The organism is Bradyrhizobium sp. AUGA SZCCT0431 (assembly GCF_018131065.1).
Classification (GTDB): domain Bacteria; phylum Pseudomonadota; class Alphaproteobacteria; order Rhizobiales; family Xanthobacteraceae; genus Bradyrhizobium.
Genome location: NZ_JAFCLR010000007.1, coordinates 79,864 through 95,000 on the forward strand (window position 1 = coordinate 79,864; position 15,137 = coordinate 95,000).

At 64.0% G+C, this 15,137-nt stretch carries 16 protein-coding genes; 10 read left to right on the forward strand and 6 right to left on the reverse strand.

Features of this window, described 5'->3' with window-relative positions:
• Positions 1-14: 14 nt before the first annotated feature.
• The 3 genes from JQ567_RS08395 to JQ567_RS08405 all read left to right on the forward strand — a co-directional run bounded on the left by JQ567_RS08395 (position 15) and on the right by JQ567_RS08405 (position 2,875).
• Positions 15-1,202: a serine hydrolase gene (locus JQ567_RS08395; RefSeq protein WP_212438384.1), complete on the forward strand. Its 1,188-nt coding sequence runs from the start codon at positions 15-17 to the stop codon at positions 1,200-1,202.
• A complete protein-coding gene (locus JQ567_RS08400; RefSeq protein WP_212438385.1) occupies positions 1,199-2,068 on the forward strand; it encodes an MBL fold metallo-hydrolase in 870 nt (289 codons plus the stop codon). Before JQ567_RS08395 ends, JQ567_RS08400 begins: the two co-directional genes overlap by 4 nt.
• 114 nt (positions 2,069-2,182) lie before the next feature.
• Positions 2,183-2,875: an enoyl-CoA hydratase/isomerase family protein gene (locus JQ567_RS08405; protein ID WP_249165334.1), complete on the forward strand. Its 693-nt coding sequence runs from the start codon at positions 2,183-2,185 to the stop codon at positions 2,873-2,875.
• Between the two features lie 6 nt (positions 2,876-2,881).
• Here JQ567_RS08405 and JQ567_RS08410 read toward each other — a convergent pair whose 3' ends face one another.
• Positions 2,882-3,424 carry a methylated-DNA--[protein]-cysteine S-methyltransferase gene (locus JQ567_RS08410; RefSeq protein WP_212438386.1) on the reverse strand — a complete coding sequence of 181 codons (543 nt, stop codon included), beginning with the start codon at positions 3,422-3,424 and terminating at the stop codon, positions 2,882-2,884.
• A 182-nt stretch (positions 3,425-3,606) separates the two neighbouring features.
• On the opposite strand from JQ567_RS08410, the gene JQ567_RS08415 reads away from it, so the two are divergent.
• Complete coding sequence (locus JQ567_RS08415) at positions 3,607-4,419, forward strand: alpha/beta fold hydrolase (RefSeq protein ID WP_212438387.1); 813 nt, start codon at positions 3,607-3,609, stop codon at positions 4,417-4,419.
• A 4-nt stretch (positions 4,420-4,423) separates the two neighbouring features.
• On the forward strand, positions 4,424-5,236 hold the full coding sequence (locus JQ567_RS08420; RefSeq protein ID WP_212438388.1) for an alpha/beta fold hydrolase: 813 nt from the start codon (positions 4,424-4,426) through the stop codon (positions 5,234-5,236).
• A 14-nt stretch (positions 5,237-5,250) separates the two neighbouring features.
• On the opposite strand, the gene JQ567_RS08425 is transcribed toward JQ567_RS08420, so the two are convergent.
• Together JQ567_RS08425 and JQ567_RS08430 are read right to left on the reverse strand one after the other, a co-directional pair.
• Positions 5,251-6,984 (reverse strand): adenylate/guanylate cyclase domain-containing protein, encoded by a 1,734-nt coding sequence (locus JQ567_RS08425; RefSeq protein WP_212438389.1) that lies wholly within the window; start codon positions 6,982-6,984, stop codon positions 5,251-5,253.
• Between the two features lie 184 nt (positions 6,985-7,168).
• Positions 7,169-7,624, reverse strand: coding sequence for a carboxymuconolactone decarboxylase family protein (locus tag JQ567_RS08430; RefSeq protein WP_212438512.1), 456 nt, complete (start codon positions 7,622-7,624; stop codon positions 7,169-7,171).
• A gap of 119 nt (positions 7,625-7,743) precedes the next feature.
• Between JQ567_RS08430 and JQ567_RS08435 the strand changes: the two genes are divergently transcribed.
• From JQ567_RS08435 to JQ567_RS08455, 5 genes are all read left to right on the forward strand, one after another.
• Positions 7,744-8,610, forward strand: coding sequence for a sigma-70 family RNA polymerase sigma factor (locus JQ567_RS08435; protein ID WP_212438390.1), 867 nt, complete (start codon positions 7,744-7,746; stop codon positions 8,608-8,610).
• Positions 8,611-8,711: 101 nt separating this feature from the next.
• Positions 8,712-9,386, forward strand: coding sequence for a GntR family transcriptional regulator (locus JQ567_RS08440; RefSeq protein WP_212438391.1), 675 nt, complete (start codon positions 8,712-8,714; stop codon positions 9,384-9,386).
• 121 nt (positions 9,387-9,507) lie between these two features.
• The gene (locus JQ567_RS08445; RefSeq protein ID WP_212438392.1) at positions 9,508-10,308 is read left to right on the forward strand and encodes a phytanoyl-CoA dioxygenase family protein; all 801 of its coding nucleotides are present in this window, start codon (positions 9,508-9,510) and stop codon (positions 10,306-10,308) included.
• A gap of 150 nt (positions 10,309-10,458) precedes the next feature.
• On the forward strand, positions 10,459-11,772 hold the full coding sequence (locus JQ567_RS08450; RefSeq protein WP_212438393.1) for an NAD(P)H-dependent oxidoreductase: 1,314 nt from the start codon (positions 10,459-10,461) through the stop codon (positions 11,770-11,772).
• 106 nt (positions 11,773-11,878) lie between these two features.
• Positions 11,879-12,382: a DUF2199 domain-containing protein gene (locus JQ567_RS08455; protein ID WP_212438394.1), complete on the forward strand. Its 504-nt coding sequence runs from the start codon at positions 11,879-11,881 to the stop codon at positions 12,380-12,382.
• A 19-nt stretch (positions 12,383-12,401) separates the two neighbouring features.
• On the opposite strand, the gene JQ567_RS08460 is transcribed toward JQ567_RS08455, so the two are convergent.
• From JQ567_RS08460 to JQ567_RS08470, 3 genes are all read right to left on the reverse strand, one after another.
• Positions 12,402-13,430 carry an alpha/beta fold hydrolase gene (locus JQ567_RS08460; RefSeq protein WP_212438395.1) on the reverse strand — a complete coding sequence of 343 codons (1,029 nt, stop codon included), beginning with the start codon at positions 13,428-13,430 and terminating at the stop codon, positions 12,402-12,404.
• Positions 13,431-13,517: 87 nt separating this feature from the next.
• Positions 13,518-13,886 carry a VOC family protein gene (locus tag JQ567_RS08465; RefSeq protein WP_212438396.1) on the reverse strand — a complete coding sequence of 123 codons (369 nt, stop codon included), beginning with the start codon at positions 13,884-13,886 and terminating at the stop codon, positions 13,518-13,520.
• Between the two features lie 74 nt (positions 13,887-13,960).
• Positions 13,961-15,046, reverse strand: coding sequence for an SDR family oxidoreductase (locus JQ567_RS08470; RefSeq protein ID WP_212438397.1), 1,086 nt, complete (start codon positions 15,044-15,046; stop codon positions 13,961-13,963).
• Between the last annotated feature and the right edge of the window lie 91 nt (positions 15,047-15,137).

The window sequence follows — 15,137 nt, forward strand, 5'->3', positions numbered from 1 at the left end:
ATGGAGACGGCAGCATGCGTGAGGGCGGCAGGAAATTGCGGCGCCTCGGCATCGCCGCCGTGCTCCTGCTGTCGGCGTCCGTGACTGCGCGAGGACAAACCGGCATGGCTTGCGGAACGCCCACCACCCTGGACGATGGCTGGGCCATCGCCTCCCCCGAAAGCGTCGGCCTCGATGGCGCGCGGCTCTGCACTATCGCGGCACGCCTGAAGGAAACTCAGGCCAACGTCCACGCCGTGGTCATCGTTCGCCACGGCAAGCTGGTGTTCGAACAATATTTTCACGGCTATGACGAGCCCTGGGGCCAGGGCGGCGGCCAGCACGCGTTCGACGCCACCACCAGGCACGACATGCGCTCGGCCTCGAAGAGCGTGATCTCGCTTTTGGTCGGCATCGCGATCGACCGCAAGCTGATCGCGAGCGCAGACGAGCCCGTCGTCAAATTCTATCCGGAATACGCTTCCGCCAAATCGCCGGGCTGGGACCAGGTCACGCTCCGCCATCTGCTCACAATGTCGTCCGGCATGCAGTGGGACGAGAACCGCGCCTGGAATGATCCGAAGAACGACGAACCGCATTTGGGCAGCGAGAGCGACCCGATCCGCTACATCCTGTCGAAGCCGATCGCAAAGCCACCGGACGCGGTGTGGACCTATAATGGCGGCGGGACCGATTTGCTCGGCAATATCCTCGAGCGCGTTTCCGGCAAGCCGCTCGAAGCGTTCGCGCGCGAAGTTCTGTTCCAGCCGCTCGGCATTACCGATTTTGAATGGAAGGATTATCCCAAGAACGGGAAGGTCGCATCCGCCGTCGGCCTGCGGATGCGGCCGCGCGATGCCGCCAAGATCGGAAAGGTCGTGCTCAACCGCGGCGAATGGGGCGGGAAACCAATCGTCTCGCCGGAATGGATCGAGCAATCGGTCCGGCCACGGTTTCAGGCGATCGGCTATTTCAGCGGGCTGTTTTTCTACGGCCAGCAATGGTGGCTGGGCCGCTCGATCGCGCTGGAGACGGAAGTGAAGTGGATCGCCGCGATGGGATCGGGCGGCCAGCGCATTTTCATCGTGCCCGACCGCGACCTTGTGGTTATGACGACTTCCGGGCTTTACTTTCGGCCGGGCCAGGGTGACGGGGCGCTCGACATGATGGCGAACTACATCCTTCCCGCCGTTCGCGACAGCAAGAACAAGGAAAAGCCATGAGCCTGAAATTCACCGTCGGCGATCTCACCATCCACCGCATCATCGAGCAGGAAACCACGTTCTTGCCGGCGCTGGAGATGCTGCCGGGGCTGACGCCGGAAGTGCTGGCGGAAAATCGCGGCTGGATGCAGAAGGCCGGCGCGCTCGACGCCAATGACGTGCTGATCCTGTGTTTCCAGTCCTACATCGTGAAGACGCCGCACCACACCATCCTGATCGACAGCTGCATCGGCAACGACAAGCCGCGGCCGCTGCGTCCGAAATGGAACATGAAGACCGACGACGCTTACGCGCGCGCGCTCGCCGCGGCAGGCTTCTCAGTCGGCGATATCGATTATGTGATGTGTACGCATCTGCATGTCGACCATGTCGGCTGGAACACGAGGCTGGAAAACGGCCGCTGGGTGCCGACCTTCCCGAAGGCGCGTTACGTGTTCGGCAAGGCCGAGTTCGATTACTGGACCGAGACAAATTCAAAAACACCCGTGCCGCCGTTCGGCGACAGCGTGTTGCCGGTGGTCGAAGCCAGGCAGTCCGAGATCGTGCGCGACGATTTTGCGATCGGCGATCACGCGCGCCTCTTGCCGACGCCGGGCCACACGCCCGGCCATCTCGCCTTCACCTTCGGCCGCGGCAAGGACGATGCGGTATTCTCGGGCGATCTGATGCATTCGCCGCTGCAAACGCGCTATCCGGAAATGTCGGTCAAGTTCGACGTCGATCAGGCGCAGGCGGGCGTCACGCGCCGCAGCTTCCTCGAACGCTATTGCGACACCGACACGCTGTGCTGCACCGCGCATTTCCCCTCGCCGTCGACAGGCAAAATCCGCCGCGCCGGCAACGGATTTACCTGCGAGGCGATATGAGTGCGGCCCAGGATACGCCCGGCTTCGAAACCCTCGCGCTGGAGCGAGTGGACGAGCACGTGACGATCGTTCGGCTGAACCGGGCCGAACGCCTCCAATGCGCTCAACACCCAGATGGGCCGCGATCTCGTGCGCTGTTTCGAGGATGTGGCGCTCGACCCGGCAAATCTGCGCTGCATCGTCCTGACTGGATCCGGCGACAAGGCGTTCTGCGCCGGCGGCGACCTCAAGGAGCGCCGCGGCATGACCGACGAGCAATGGACGCGCCAGCACGTGATCTTCGAGCGGATGGTGCGGGCGCTGATCGATTGCCCGGTCCCGATCATCGGCGCCGTCAATGGCGCGGCCTATGGCGGCGGCTGCGAGATCGCAGGCGCTTGCGATTTCCTCTACGCCGCCGAAGGCGCGCGCTTTGCCCTGACCGAGGTCACGCTCGGCATCATGCCGGGCGGCGGCGGCACGCAAACCCTGCCCCGCGCGGTCGGCGAGCGCCGGGCCAAGGAACTGATCCTGACCGGCAAGCCGTTCACGGCGGCGCAGGCGCGCGATTCGGGGCTCGTGAACGAAGTATTTCCGCAAGCCTATTTGCTGCGCGAAGCGCTGGCGACCGCCTCGCACATCGCCCGCAACGCCCCGATCTCGACCCGCCAGGCCAAGCTTGCGATCCACCGCGGCCTGCAATCATCGCTGCGCGACGGCCTGGCGCTCGAGATCGAGGCCTATAACCGGATGGTGCCGACCGAGGACCGCCGCGAAGGCGTGCTGGCGTTCAACGAGAAGCGGCCGCCGAATTTCAAGGGACGGTGAAACTGCTCAATCGAACAGGTTCGGCGTGTGGTTCACCACCGCGCCTTCGATCGCCAGCATCTTCAATTTCGTCACCACGCCGCCATTGGCGGAAAAGCCGCCCGGCTTGTTGCCCGCCGCCAGCACGCGGTGGCACGGCACCACGATCGGACAGGGGTTGCGGCCGAGCGCCTGGCCGACGTCGCGCGACAGCTCGACGCCGCCGAGCTTTTTCGCGATGTCGCCATAGGTCATGGTCTGGCCCGGCGGTATGGTGCGCGCGATGTCGTAGACGCCGCGGTTGAATGCGGGCACGCCGTCGAGGTCGAGCACGACATCCGCCAGATCGTTCGGCTTGCCGGCCAGGAGTTCGACAATCCCCTCGATGGCGGCCTGCACTTTGGCCGGCGGCTGCGCCTCGTCGATGTCGCCATGGCGCTGCTGCAGCCGGGTGCGGGTCTTCTTCTCGTCGCCCATCGGCAGTTGCACCGACACAATGCCGCGCTCGCCCCACACGATGCCACAGCGGCCGATCGGGGTATCGAAAATCGCAAATTGCTGTTCGGTCATGATCTCGCTCCAGATCCTCTCGCTCCGATAGTTTGAGCTTGATGCTGGTCCCAAATCTAGGCTTGGAGATTGTTGCTATCCACCCGAAACCTGAGGGAACTTGACGGCATAAACAACTTCCGATGATGTGGGATATTCACCGCGCCATTCAATGGCGCCGCCCCCCGCACACCGAGCCCCGCATGCAAACCCTCCCCGTCAACGGCTTCGACATGGCCTATCTCGAGGCCGGTAGTAGCCCGCCGCTGGTGTGCGTGCACGGCTCGCTGTGCGACTTCCGGATCTGGTCGTCGGTGATGGGGTTGCTGTCGAAAAATCACCGCGTGATCGCGCCGTCGCTGCGGCATTTCTTCCCGGATCATTGGGACGGCGTCGGCGATACCTATTCGATCGCGCAGCATGTCGACGACGTGATTGCCTTCATCGAGAAACTCGGCATTGGACCGGTCGATCTGATGGGCCATTCCCGCGGCGGGCACATTACGTTTCGCGTCGCGCAGCGCCGGCCGGACCTGTTGCGCAGGCTGATCCTGGCCGAGCCCGGCGGCGAACTCGACGCTTCGCTCGATCCCGCCTACAAGCCCGGCCCCTCGCCGCTGGCGGCCCGAATTGCCGCCTCCGCGGAAGTCATCGCCAAGGGCGATATCGATGGCGGGCTTGCCATCTTCATCGACGCGCTGGAAGGCCCCGGCGCCTGGAAGCGGATGCCGGCGACGCCGAAGCAATTGCTGCGCGACAACGCCACCACGATGATCGGGCAGATGCGCGACTCCCGTCCGCCATTCTCCAAGGCGGATGCCGAAGCGATCAAGACACCGACGCTGTTCATCGGCGGCGCCAACACCAGGGGCACGCCGCCGCTGGTGCTGCGTGCGCTGGCCGCGAACGTGAAGGGGTCCCGCACCGAGATGATCCCCCGCGCCACGCATCCGATGTTCGAACAGGCGCCACAGAAATATTGCGAGATCGTGCTCGCGTTCCTGGCAGAGGCTTGATCCCATGCAAACGCTTCCCGTCAACGGCTGCGACATCGCCTATCTCGACGTCGGACAGGGCGCGCCGCTGGTCTGCGTCCACGGCACGCTCGGCGACTTCCGCACCTGGTATCCGGTGCTCGGACCGCTGTCGAAAAAACACCGCGTGATCTCGCTCAGCCTGCGGCACTTTTTCCCGGAGCACTGGGACGGCGTCGGCAACGACTATCTGATGGCGCAGCATGTTGCCGACGTGATCGGCTTCATCGAGCAGCTGAAACTCGGCCCCGTCGACCTGATGGGCCATTCCCGCGGTGGTCATATCGCCTTTCGCGTCGCCGAGCAGCGGCCGGATCTATTGCGCAAGCTGGTGCTCGCCGAGCCCGGCGGCGACCTCGACGCCACGCTCAGTTCAGCCGGTGCGGGCCCGGGTTCGTCGGCGATTGCGGCGCGGATACCGGCTGCGGTGGAGAAAGTAAAAGCCGGCGATATCGACGGCGCGCTTGACCTGATCGTCGACATGATCGATGGCGAGGGCACCTGGAAGCGGCTGCCGGCTGCGCCTAAACAGCAGCTCCGCGACAACGCTTATACGCTGATCGGCCAGGTCGGCGAGAAACGCCGGCCATTTTCACGCAGCGAAGCGGAATCGATCAGGGCGCCGACCTTGCTGATCGGCGGCGGCGACACCCAGGGCTCGCTGGCCCAGATCTGGCGCGTGCTGGCACAGCATATTCCGGGCGCCAGGACGGCCATGATCCCCGGCGCCCGCCACTGGATCTTCGATCAGGCGCCGCAGGAGTATTCCGAGGCCGTGATGGAGTTCCTGGCGGCGTGAGCCCTGCCGGTTGATCACTTTTCATCGAGACGCCATGCGCCGTCCCAATCGGCGGCAGGCGGGTTTGCCTGAAACTCACTGATGCGTTTGATAAACGCCCTGGACGGACCGTCGCCGGGGACCGCGTCGAGCCCGGCGCTGAAGGCGTGGCGCGCGTCGTCCCAACGGCGCTCGCGATAGGCGGCGAGCCCTTTCGAATAGCTGTCCAGCAGCGACACCTGCTCCGGCGTGAGTTCGTCCTCGCGCCCGATGATCTCGAACACCGTCTCCGGCTGGCTCTGGCCGACCACGACGAGACGATCGATCTCGCGAAACGCTAATCCGTCACCGGCTGCGGCGATGGTCGGCGCCGAGACCAGACAATGGCTGCCATAGGCCTTGTTGGCGCCCTCCAGCCGCGACGCCAGATTCACCGCATCGCCCATCACCGTGTAGCTCATCATGAATTCCGAACCGATGCTGCCGACCAGCACCTCGCCGGTCGCAACGCCGATACGGACGTCGCAATCGCTCGGCACCGTGCGCACGTCGAGCAATTCGGGAAGCTCCGTCCGCAACGCCGTACCACGGCGAGCCATGTCGATCGCAGCCAAACAGGCCAGCCGCGCCTGTTCGCCGTCTTCGTTGAACGGAGGACCCCAATAGGCCATGATCGCGTCGCCGATATATTTGTCGATGATGCCATGATGGTTGCGGATCGGCCCCGACATCGTCGACAGATAATGGTTCATTACCTTGACCAGCCCCTGCGGCGTCATGCCCGTGCTGAGGCTGGTAAAACCCTTCATGTCGCAGAACAGCACCGTCATCACGCGGCGCTCGCCGTCGGTTGTGGTCAGCGATTGACGGTTGATCAATCCTTCCACGACGCGCGGGTCGATATAGCGGCCGAAGGTCTCGCGCATCTTCTCCTTGTGACGCAGTTGCTCGACCATGTTGTTGAACGCGGACGTGAGCTGGCCGATCTCGTCCCGCGTGGTGACGTCGATCGATCCATCGAGGCGGCCGGCCTCGACGGCGCGGGTGCCATCCAGCAGCCGCCGGACCGGCCGGGTGATGCCCATGCTGACGAAGATCGCGAACATCAACCCCAATACAGCCGCCAGCACCGTCAGGATCATGGAGATCACGATGGCCTTTTGCTGGTCCCGCATCGTCACCACGGCATCGCTGCGGACCTGCGCCAGCATATCTTTTCGGATTTCCTCGACCTTCTGGTTGAAATCGTCGCGCAGCGTATCGGCCCGGGCGAGGCTCGCCCTTACCTCGGCGAAATTGCCGGCTGCGAGCAGCGGCAACATCCGCTTGTTCTCATCGCTTAAGTAGCGGCGAAGGTCTTTGTTGACGTTCTCGATCCGGTCGTCGATCCGGCCGAGCCTGGCGTTATCGGAATCGGTCGAGGTATCGTCGATGATCGCATTGATCAGCACCCGCGCGGCCTGCGCTTCCTGATCGATTTCCAGGCCTTTCGCCTCATAGGTCTTCTGGTGCTCCGCAAAAGCGGCGTCGTCCGGCGGTGACTGCGTCTTTGCGATCACCATTCGGCGGACGGCCAGCGCCTGCTCCAGCGAGCGGACATTCATCCGCGCCAGGTGCCCGTAGGCCTCGACATATTTGCCGCTGAGTTCATCGAGCTGGTGGGCGACCTTTCGCGTCATCACCGTCGAAAGAACCGATGTGATCGCCATCAGGACGATCAGCCCGACCGCGATGGCAAGGATTCGTTTCCGGATCGACGGTCGCAACATGGCTCGGGGCTCTGACATAACGGGCGGACCGGAATGGATGGCGGAGACAAACGAAAAAGCCCGGCCGATCGGGATCGGCCAGGCTTGTTCTTTAGCTCGCGCAGGTAAATTAAGCACGAGCCCGCGCACTGGAATTTCGGCCAGTGTCCCGGGATTCCGGGCCGGCCCCCCGCGTAACCGCCCCTCACACCTTCCAGACGCCCACCGGCTGGCGCACGGCGACGTTGAGCCTGTTCCAGACATTGATGTTGGCGATCGCCAGGACCAGCGCCGCAAGCTCCTGCTCATCGAAATGCTTGTCGGCCTCATTCCAGATCGCATCCGGCACCGGGTCGGCGCGGTCGCTGATGCGGGTCAGCGCTTCCGTCAGGGCCAATGCGGCGCGCTCGGCTTCCGTGAAGTAAGGCGTGTCGTGCCAGGCCGCGACCGCGAACAGCCGCTCATCGGTCTCGCCGGCTTTCTTGGCGAGCTTGGGGTGCATGTCGACGCAGACGCTGCAGCCGTTGATCTGACTGGCGCGCAGATGCACCAGTTCGAGCAGCTTTTCCGGCAAGCTGTTCTTGGTCAGTTCGCCGAGCGAGTGCAGCGCCTTCATGGCGTCGGGAACGACCATGACGGGGTGGTTCATTCGAGCCTGCATCATCTTTGCTTCTCCATCCAATTTTGTTCGTTTTTGACGCCGCCATGCCGATTTGCTGTCACATCGGCACGGTTTCGTTCGTCATGACCAAGACGGAACGCGACATGGGAATGTGACCGATGGACGAGAAAAAATTTCTGGCTGAGAAATTCGAGGCCAACCGGGGCCATTTGCGGGCGGTGGCCTACCGCATGCTGGGATCGACCGCCGAGGTCGACGATGCCGTGCAGGAGACATGGTTGCGCTTGAGCCGCACCGATACCGGTGCGGTCGAAAACCTCGGCGGCTGGCTGACCACGGTGGTCGCCCGCGTCTGCCTCGACATGCTGCGGGCGCGCAAATCGCGGCGCGAGGAACCGATGGGCCCGGATGTGGCGGAACCCATCGCCAACGACGAGCACGAGCGCGATGCTGATATGGCCGATTCCGTCGGCGCGGCGCTGTTGGTGGTGCTGGAGACGCTGGCGCCGGCCGAACGGCTGGCCTTCGTGCTGCACGACATGTTCGCCGTTCCCTTTGAGGAGATCGCGCCGATCGTCGGCCGCACGCCCGCCGCAGCGAGGCAACTCGCCAGCCGCGCCCGCCGCCGGGTGCAGGGCACCCCGCCCGCGCCGGACGCCGATTTCAGCCGCCAGAAACAGATCGTCGATGCGTTCCTGGCGGCCTCGCGCAGCGGTGATTTCGAAGGGCTGCTCGCGGTGCTGGATCCTGACGTGGTGTTCCGTGCCGACCAGGCCGCCCAGCGGCTGGGTTCGCTGCCGGAAATCCGCGGCGCTGCAGCGGTTGCCGAAACCTTCAAAGGCCGCGCCCAGGCCGCAAAGCCTGCGCTGGTCGACGGCGCGCTGGCGGTCGCCGTCGTCCTCGGCGGGCAATTGCGCATCGTGCTGCGGCTGACCATCAGCGGCGAGCGGATATCGGCGGTGGACGCGGTGGCGGACGCGGAAGCGATCGGCACGTTCGACGTGGAGGTGCTTGCGCCCGGCTAGCTTCGGCCGGAGTTCCACACGTCAAAGCCCCCTTGACCGTGCAGCCAGCCAGGGGTATCAATACCGAATACAGAATTCCGTATTCCAATTTGGCGGCTGGCATGATCCCGTTAGATCCGCTCCCCAACCTGATCGACCAGGTTTATGCCCGGATCCTCGAGGCGATCATCGATCGCACCCTGCCGCCCGGGCAACGCATCACCCAGAACGAGCTGGCCGAGAAGCTTGGCGTATCGCGCCAGCCGGTTTCCCACGCCCTGCATCTGCTGCACCGGCAGGGCCTGGTGGCCGAGAGCGGCCGCCGGGGGTTCGAGGTCACCGAACTCGATCCGGCCCGTATCCGGCAGCTCTACGAGGTCCGCGGGGCCATCGACGCCCTGGCGGCACGGCTTGCCGCCGGACGCGTGAAGACCGACACGGCCGGGCGCGCGGCGTTGGAAGCGGCACTGCAGGCCGGCCGGACCATCGGCGAGGACACCCCGCTGGCGCGGCTGATTGCGCTCGACGTCGACTTTCACAGCGCGATCTACCGTCTCGCAGGGAACCCTGCGATCGAGGAAATGATCGCGCCGCAATGGCCGCATATGCGCCGCTCGATGGCCACCGTGCTGGCCGAACTCGATTACCGCGACAGCGCCTGGAGCGAACACGAGGCGATCGCCGTGCAGATCCTTGCCGGCAATGCCGGGGACGCCGAGGCCGCGGCGTTGGCGCATGCGCAGACGGCGGGACGGATGACGGAGGAAAGACTGAGGGCGACTGACAAGGCGGCGTAAGCCGAAACGCCGTCGTTCCGGGGCGATGCGAAGCATCGAACCCGGAACCTCGAGATTCCGGGTTCGCGCGTTGCGCGCCCCGGAATGACAGATAGAGAGAAAAGCAAAAGGGAGAGAAGACATGAAACTCACGCAAGAACAGATCGAATATTTCAACCGCGAGGGCTGGCTGTTTCTGCCCGAGCTGTTCAGCCCTGAGGAAGTGGCCTATCTCGCGCGCGAGGCCGAAGGCATCTACGACGCCGACCGGCCCGAGGTGTGGCGCGAGAAGAGCGGCGCGCCGCGCACGGCCTTTGCCGCCCATCTCTACAACGAGGCGTTCGGCGTGCTCGGCGCGCATCCGCGCATGATCGATCCGGTCGAGCAGGTGTTCGGCGAAAAAGTCTACATGCATCAGTACAAGATCAACGCCAAATCCGCCTTCACCGGCGACGTCTGGCAGTGGCATCAGGATTACGGCACCTGGAAGCGCGACGACGGCATGCCGCAGCCGCGCGCGATGAATATCGCGATCTTCCTCGACGAGGTGATGCCGATCAACGGTCCCCTGATGCTGGTGCCGAAGAGCCAGCACGCCGGCGACCTCAAGGCCTCGCACGATCTCGAGACCACCTCCTATCCGCTGTGGACGCTGGACGAGGCCACGGTGACGAGGCTGGTGAAGGAAGGCGGCATCGTCGCGCCGACCGGCAAGGCCGGCGGCATGCTGATGTTCCACGGCAATCTGGTGCACGGTTCGGCCGGCAACATCACGCCCTATCCGCGAAAAATCGTCTACCTGACGCTGAATGCGGTCTCCAATTACATCCGCACCCCGACGCGGCCGGAATATATCGCCCACCGCGATTTCACGCCGATCCAGACCGTCGATGACGATGCGCTGCTGCGATTGGCGCGGGCGCATCGCCAAGCGGCGGAGTAGGCTTCACGCCGTCATTCCGGGGCGACGCGATAGCGTCGAACTAAGATGTGCTATTGCACATCTGAGAATCTCGATATCGCCTTTCACCTCTGGATTCCGGGTCTGCGCCAAGTGGCGCATCCCGGAATGACGGCTCGATCGGACACCGCCATGAACCTCCACCACCTCCTCCAGGCCCGCCATGCGGCGGGCAAACCGGTTCGCGTCGCGCTGATCGGCGCCGGCAAGTTCGGCTCGATGTTCCTGGCGCAGGTGCCGCACACGCCTGGGCTCGAGGTGCCGCTGATCATCGATCTCGACCGCGACCGCGCGCGCGAGGCGTGCCGCACGGTCGGCTGGGACCAGGAGCGGATCGCACGAACCGCCTTCACCGATGATGGCGCGCGCGCGATCGCAGGCGGGGCGATGGATGTCGTGGTGGAAGCGACCGGCAATCCCGCCGTCGGCATCCGGCATGCCCGCGCGGCGATTGCGGCCGGCAAGCATGTCGTGATGGTCAATGTCGAGGCCGATGTGCTGGCAGGCCCCCTGCTCGCCGACGAAGCCCGCAAGGCCGGCGTGGTCTATTCACTGGCCTATGGCGATCAGCCGGCGCTGACATCAGAGATGGTGGACTGGGCGCGCGCGACCGGATTCCGGGTTGTAGCCGCCGGCAAAGGTACAAAGTATCTGCCGGCCTATCATGACGTGACGCCGGAAGGCGTCTGGACCCACTACGGCCTCACCGCCGATGAAGCGCAGTCGGCCGGCATGAATCCGCAAATGTTCAACTCGTTTCTCGACGGCACCAAATCCGCGATCGAGATGGCGGCAATCGCCAACGCTTGCCAGCTCGACGTGCCCACGGGCGGCCTAGAGTTTCCGCCCTGCGGCGTCGACGACCTGCCCCATGTGATGCGGCCGCGCGACCAAGGCGGCGTGCTCGAGAAATCCGGCGTGGTCGAAGTGGTGTCATCGCTTGAGCGCGACGGCCGCCCGGTGTTTCGCGATCTGCGCTGGGGCGTCTACGTCGTGCTGGAAGCGCCTAACGATTACGCCGCGGATTGTTTCAAGCAATACGGGCTGAAGACCGACGCGTCAGGGCGGTTCGCCGCGATGTACAAGCCGTATCACCTGATCGGACTGGAGCTGAACATCTCGATCCTGTCGGCGGCGTTGCGGGGCGAGCCAACCGGACAACCGCACGGTTTTCGCGGCGACGTTGCCTCAGTCGCGAAACGCGATCTGCGCGCCGGCGAAATGCTCGACGGCGAAGGTGGCTACACGGTATGGGGCAAGCTGATGCCGGCGGCCGCAAGCCTCAAAGCCGGCGCGCTGCCGATTGGTCTCGCCCATCGCGTCAAGCTGAAGAACAACGTCGCTCACGGCGTCGTGGTACGCTGGAGCGATGTCGAGGTCGACGAAGGCAATGACACCATCAAGACGCGCAAGGCGATGGAAGCGAAGTTCGGCGGACCTGGTTGAGGCATCTCGCGGATTTCGCTCCCGCCCTCCAGAATCGGCTACCATGGTCTGCAAGGACTGACGGCTTGACACATGCCAGTTCGACGGATTCTACGGGGCCGCAGCCATGTTTCGCTTCAAGTGCACTTCCTGCGACGAGTGGCATGAAGGAATGCCCACTTTCGGTGCGAACGCGCCGTTGTATTTTTATGGCATCCCGGACGAAGAGCGCGGCAAGAGATGCGTGCTGGATTCGGACACCTGCATCGTTAATCAAGCGCATTTCTTTGTCCGCGGCTGTCTCGAAATCCCGGTCCATGGTGAAGCGGACGCGTTTTCCTGGGGAGTTTGGGTCTCACTCAGCCAGGCCCACTTCGCCGAGTTCAAGGCTTGTTACGATACGCCAAAGAGATCGCACATCGGCCCGTTCTTTGGCTGGCTCTCCGCCGAACTACCGCTCTATCCAAGCACCGAGAACCTCAAGACTCGTGCGCACCTCAGGGACGACGGCATCCGCCCCTATATCGAACTGGAGCCCACCGATCATCCTTTGGCGGTCGAACAGCGAAATGGAATATCGGTTGATCGGGTAGCCGAAATCTACGCGCTTCTCATGCACCCCAAGGTGTAGTCGCAGTTGGGCGGGGCCATCATGGCGCCCAGACGCTGTCCAACTTCGTTGCCAGCCACTTCGCCAACGCCGCGTTGACGGCGACCGGGGATTCCTGCGCCATCCAGTGACCGGACTGAACGACCACCTCGGTCAGATTCACACAGTACTCGCGCATCGGTTCGGCAAGGCGGGAGCCCATTGTATCGCAGGTCACATCATGCGCCGCATGCAGGAACAGCACCGGCATGCCGAGCTTGCCGCCGTTGACCGCCTTTGCCGCGTAGGCCACGTTCCGATCGTGGTTCATGTACCAGGAGTCCGGACCGAAAAAGCCGTTGCGTTCCAGCGCCGCCGTGTACGCGGCAAGGTCCGCTTCGGTCAGCACATCGGTATCGACAGGCACGTCGGGCGCCCTGCCCGCGCCGCCAAACCAGCCGCCCTCCTGACGTATCAGTGCCGTGCGAGACGGCTGGCCGCGCCCCGCCGGATTGCCCTTGCGGAACAGCGCCTTCACGGTGTTGCGCGTGTTGGCCTCGAAGGCGGCCGAGGCGGCCGGAAAATTCTCCTGGTAAAATAATTGATACTCCCACTGACCCGCCGGGAATTTGCTCTCCGGGTAGAGGGTGCGATCCACCAGCGGCAGGAAGTTTTTCGGCGCGAAGCCGCCCGGCAGATAAGGCACGCACAGATTGACAACGCCGTGGCATCGATCGGGATGATGGCTGGCGATATCCCAGACGACAGGGCTTCCCCAGTCGTGCCCGACCCAGACGGCCTTCTCGCGCCCGAACGAATCCAACAGTTCGATCATGTCGCGCACGCTGTTTTCGACAGCGTAATCGGAGTGCTGCGCATAGACGCTGGACTTGCCATAACCACGCATATCCGGCGCTACGCAACGAAATCCGAGTTCGGCGAACACCGGCAACTGGTGACGCCAGCTGATCGACAGTTCGGGCCATCCATGCAGGAAGTTGATCACCGGCGCATCGGGGGCGCCGCACGCAAGATAGGCAGTCGTATGACGTTTCGTCTTCACGACATGCTCAGTAATCGGAAATGGCATTTAGCTACCCCACCCGTTTGCGCTGGCCGCGAGCTTTAATAGGAAGTGGAACGATAAGATCAGGCAAGCTCAAAGATCGCGGCATGCCTAAGTTGGCTTGCGGCAGACCGCTTCGATGTTGTGGCCGTCGGGATCGAGCACGAACGCCCCGTAGTAATTTTCGTGATATTGCGGGCGCAGCCCCGGTTGCCCGTTGTCGCGTCCCCCGGCTGCGAGCGCGGCCTGGTGAAACCGGTCCACGGTTTCCCGGTCGTGGGCCGCAAAGGCGACGTGGCTGCCGGTTTGCGAAGCATTTTTCTCGCCGATCCAGAAGAATGCCTTCCGGTCGGCCCCATAGCCGGCGGCGGTTGGACCGTCAGCGTACAAGCGCTCGATGCCGAGCGGACGGAGCGCCTGATCATAGAATTTCCTTGACCGCTCGAAATCGCTGACGCCCAGCGAGACGTGATCCAGCATCTTGAGGCTCCAATGTTTCCATTCCGTCAAATCATGATGGCATCCGGCGCGGATCGGCGCAGCCCCCGAGAGTGCTACGGCAGCAAGCGGTTCGATCGCGCCAGTCCGAACCATTTCCGGAACATCGCCTCGGTATCCATCATGTCAGTAAAACCGACCTGGTTGATCTTTACGGTCGAGACGATCGAGGGCGGGCCTGTTTGGGTCTGGCCATAGCGCATGCTGTAGTCGGCGTACTGGAATGACAGGCCGACAAATTCTTCGAGGCCGGGCGAAATCAGATTGTGCTTGCGCCGCAGCTCGTCCCACGGCGCGATCCACTTGGGATATTCCTGCGCCAGCGACAGCGGCACGGCGTTGCCCGGCTTCATGGCAAGCGCGTCTGCTATCGCCGGCCAGACATTCTCCCAGGTGAAGACGTCGCCATTGGTGACGTTGAAGGCTTCGTTGCGCGCGGCCACAGCCTCGCCGGCCCAGGCAATCGCGCGCGCCAGAAGATCGACGTCGACCGCTTGCGAGACCCGCGCGGCACCGCCGGGATAGTCGAGCGGGCGGCCTTGCTCGCGCAACATGGCGGCGTAGACGCCGAGCGGCGGGATCAGGTCCATCGCGCCGCCGATCGTCTCACCGACGATCAGGACGGGACGCAAAATGCTCCAGTGCCAGGCTTTGCCCTGCTGCAGCTCGCGCAGAAAATTCTCCTGCGCCCAGTAGAAATTCGGCTGCTCGTACATTTCCGAGCGGCCTTCGCGCGCCGGCACGGTGAGCGGGCGGACGTGGACGCCATAGGCCTTGGTGCCCTGCAGAAGTGCGACATGCCGAAGCTGCGGCGCGACCGGCTCGAGCGCGGCCATCAGATTGCGCAGCATCAGATCGTTGGTGCGGATCTGATCCTGATCGCGCCAGCCGTCGACCAGATTGGGCGCTTCATAGAGCGCGGCATAGACAAGATGGGTGGCGCCCTGCAATTCGGTTGCGGCGCGCCGGCACTGCACGGGATCGGTGAGGTCGATCGGCACGTGCCTGGAGCCATGGAGCTCGCCCGGCCTGCGCCGCGACAGCGCCAGAACGTCGCATCCCCCGGCGGCGCCGAAGTGCCGCAATGCGGCATTTCCCACCAATCCCGTGGCGCCCGCGACCACGACCTTCTTCTCTGCCATTTCCGGCTCCGATTACCGGCCTTCCTATCAGACGAACGCCAGTCGCAGCAGTTTACGCCTTAGCCTTTCGTCGTGTGAAGGCCGGGCATTT

Excerpts from the sequence above, each read along its gene's own strand:
- JQ567_RS08410 (WP_212438386.1), bottom strand. The coding sequence starts at position 3,424 with ATGACCGAACAGCAATTTGCGATTTTCGATACCCCGATCGGCCGCTGT.
- JQ567_RS08420 (WP_212438388.1), top strand. The coding sequence starts at position 4,424 with ATGCAAACGCTTCCCGTCAACGGCTGCGACATCGCCTATCTCGACGTC.
- JQ567_RS08430 (WP_212438512.1), bottom strand. The coding sequence starts at position 7,624 with ATGCAGGCTCGAATGAACCACCCCGTCATGGTCGTTCCCGACGCCATG.
- JQ567_RS08445 (WP_212438392.1), top strand. The coding sequence starts at position 9,508 with ATGAAACTCACGCAAGAACAGATCGAATATTTCAACCGCGAGGGCTGG.
- JQ567_RS08400 (WP_212438385.1), top strand. The coding sequence starts at position 1,199 with ATGAGCCTGAAATTCACCGTCGGCGATCTCACCATCCACCGCATCATC.
- JQ567_RS08440 (WP_212438391.1), top strand. The coding sequence starts at position 8,712 with ATGATCCCGTTAGATCCGCTCCCCAACCTGATCGACCAGGTTTATGCC.
- JQ567_RS08435 (WP_212438390.1), top strand. The coding sequence starts at position 7,744 with ATGGACGAGAAAAAATTTCTGGCTGAGAAATTCGAGGCCAACCGGGGC.
- JQ567_RS08395 (WP_212438384.1), top strand. The coding sequence starts at position 15 with ATGCGTGAGGGCGGCAGGAAATTGCGGCGCCTCGGCATCGCCGCCGTG.
- JQ567_RS08415 (WP_212438387.1), top strand. The coding sequence starts at position 3,607 with ATGCAAACCCTCCCCGTCAACGGCTTCGACATGGCCTATCTCGAGGCC.
- JQ567_RS08465 (WP_212438396.1), bottom strand. The coding sequence starts at position 13,886 with ATGCTGGATCACGTCTCGCTGGGCGTCAGCGATTTCGAGCGGTCAAGG.
- JQ567_RS08470 (WP_212438397.1), bottom strand. The coding sequence starts at position 15,046 with ATGGCAGAGAAGAAGGTCGTGGTCGCGGGCGCCACGGGATTGGTGGGA.
- JQ567_RS08455 (WP_212438394.1), top strand. The coding sequence starts at position 11,879 with ATGTTTCGCTTCAAGTGCACTTCCTGCGACGAGTGGCATGAAGGAATG.
- JQ567_RS08405 (WP_249165334.1), top strand. The coding sequence starts at position 2,183 with ATGGGCCGCGATCTCGTGCGCTGTTTCGAGGATGTGGCGCTCGACCCG.
- JQ567_RS08425 (WP_212438389.1), bottom strand. The coding sequence starts at position 6,984 with ATGTTGCGACCGTCGATCCGGAAACGAATCCTTGCCATCGCGGTCGGG.
- JQ567_RS08450 (WP_212438393.1), top strand. The coding sequence starts at position 10,459 with ATGAACCTCCACCACCTCCTCCAGGCCCGCCATGCGGCGGGCAAACCG.
- JQ567_RS08460 (WP_212438395.1), bottom strand. The coding sequence starts at position 13,430 with ATGCCATTTCCGATTACTGAGCATGTCGTGAAGACGAAACGTCATACG.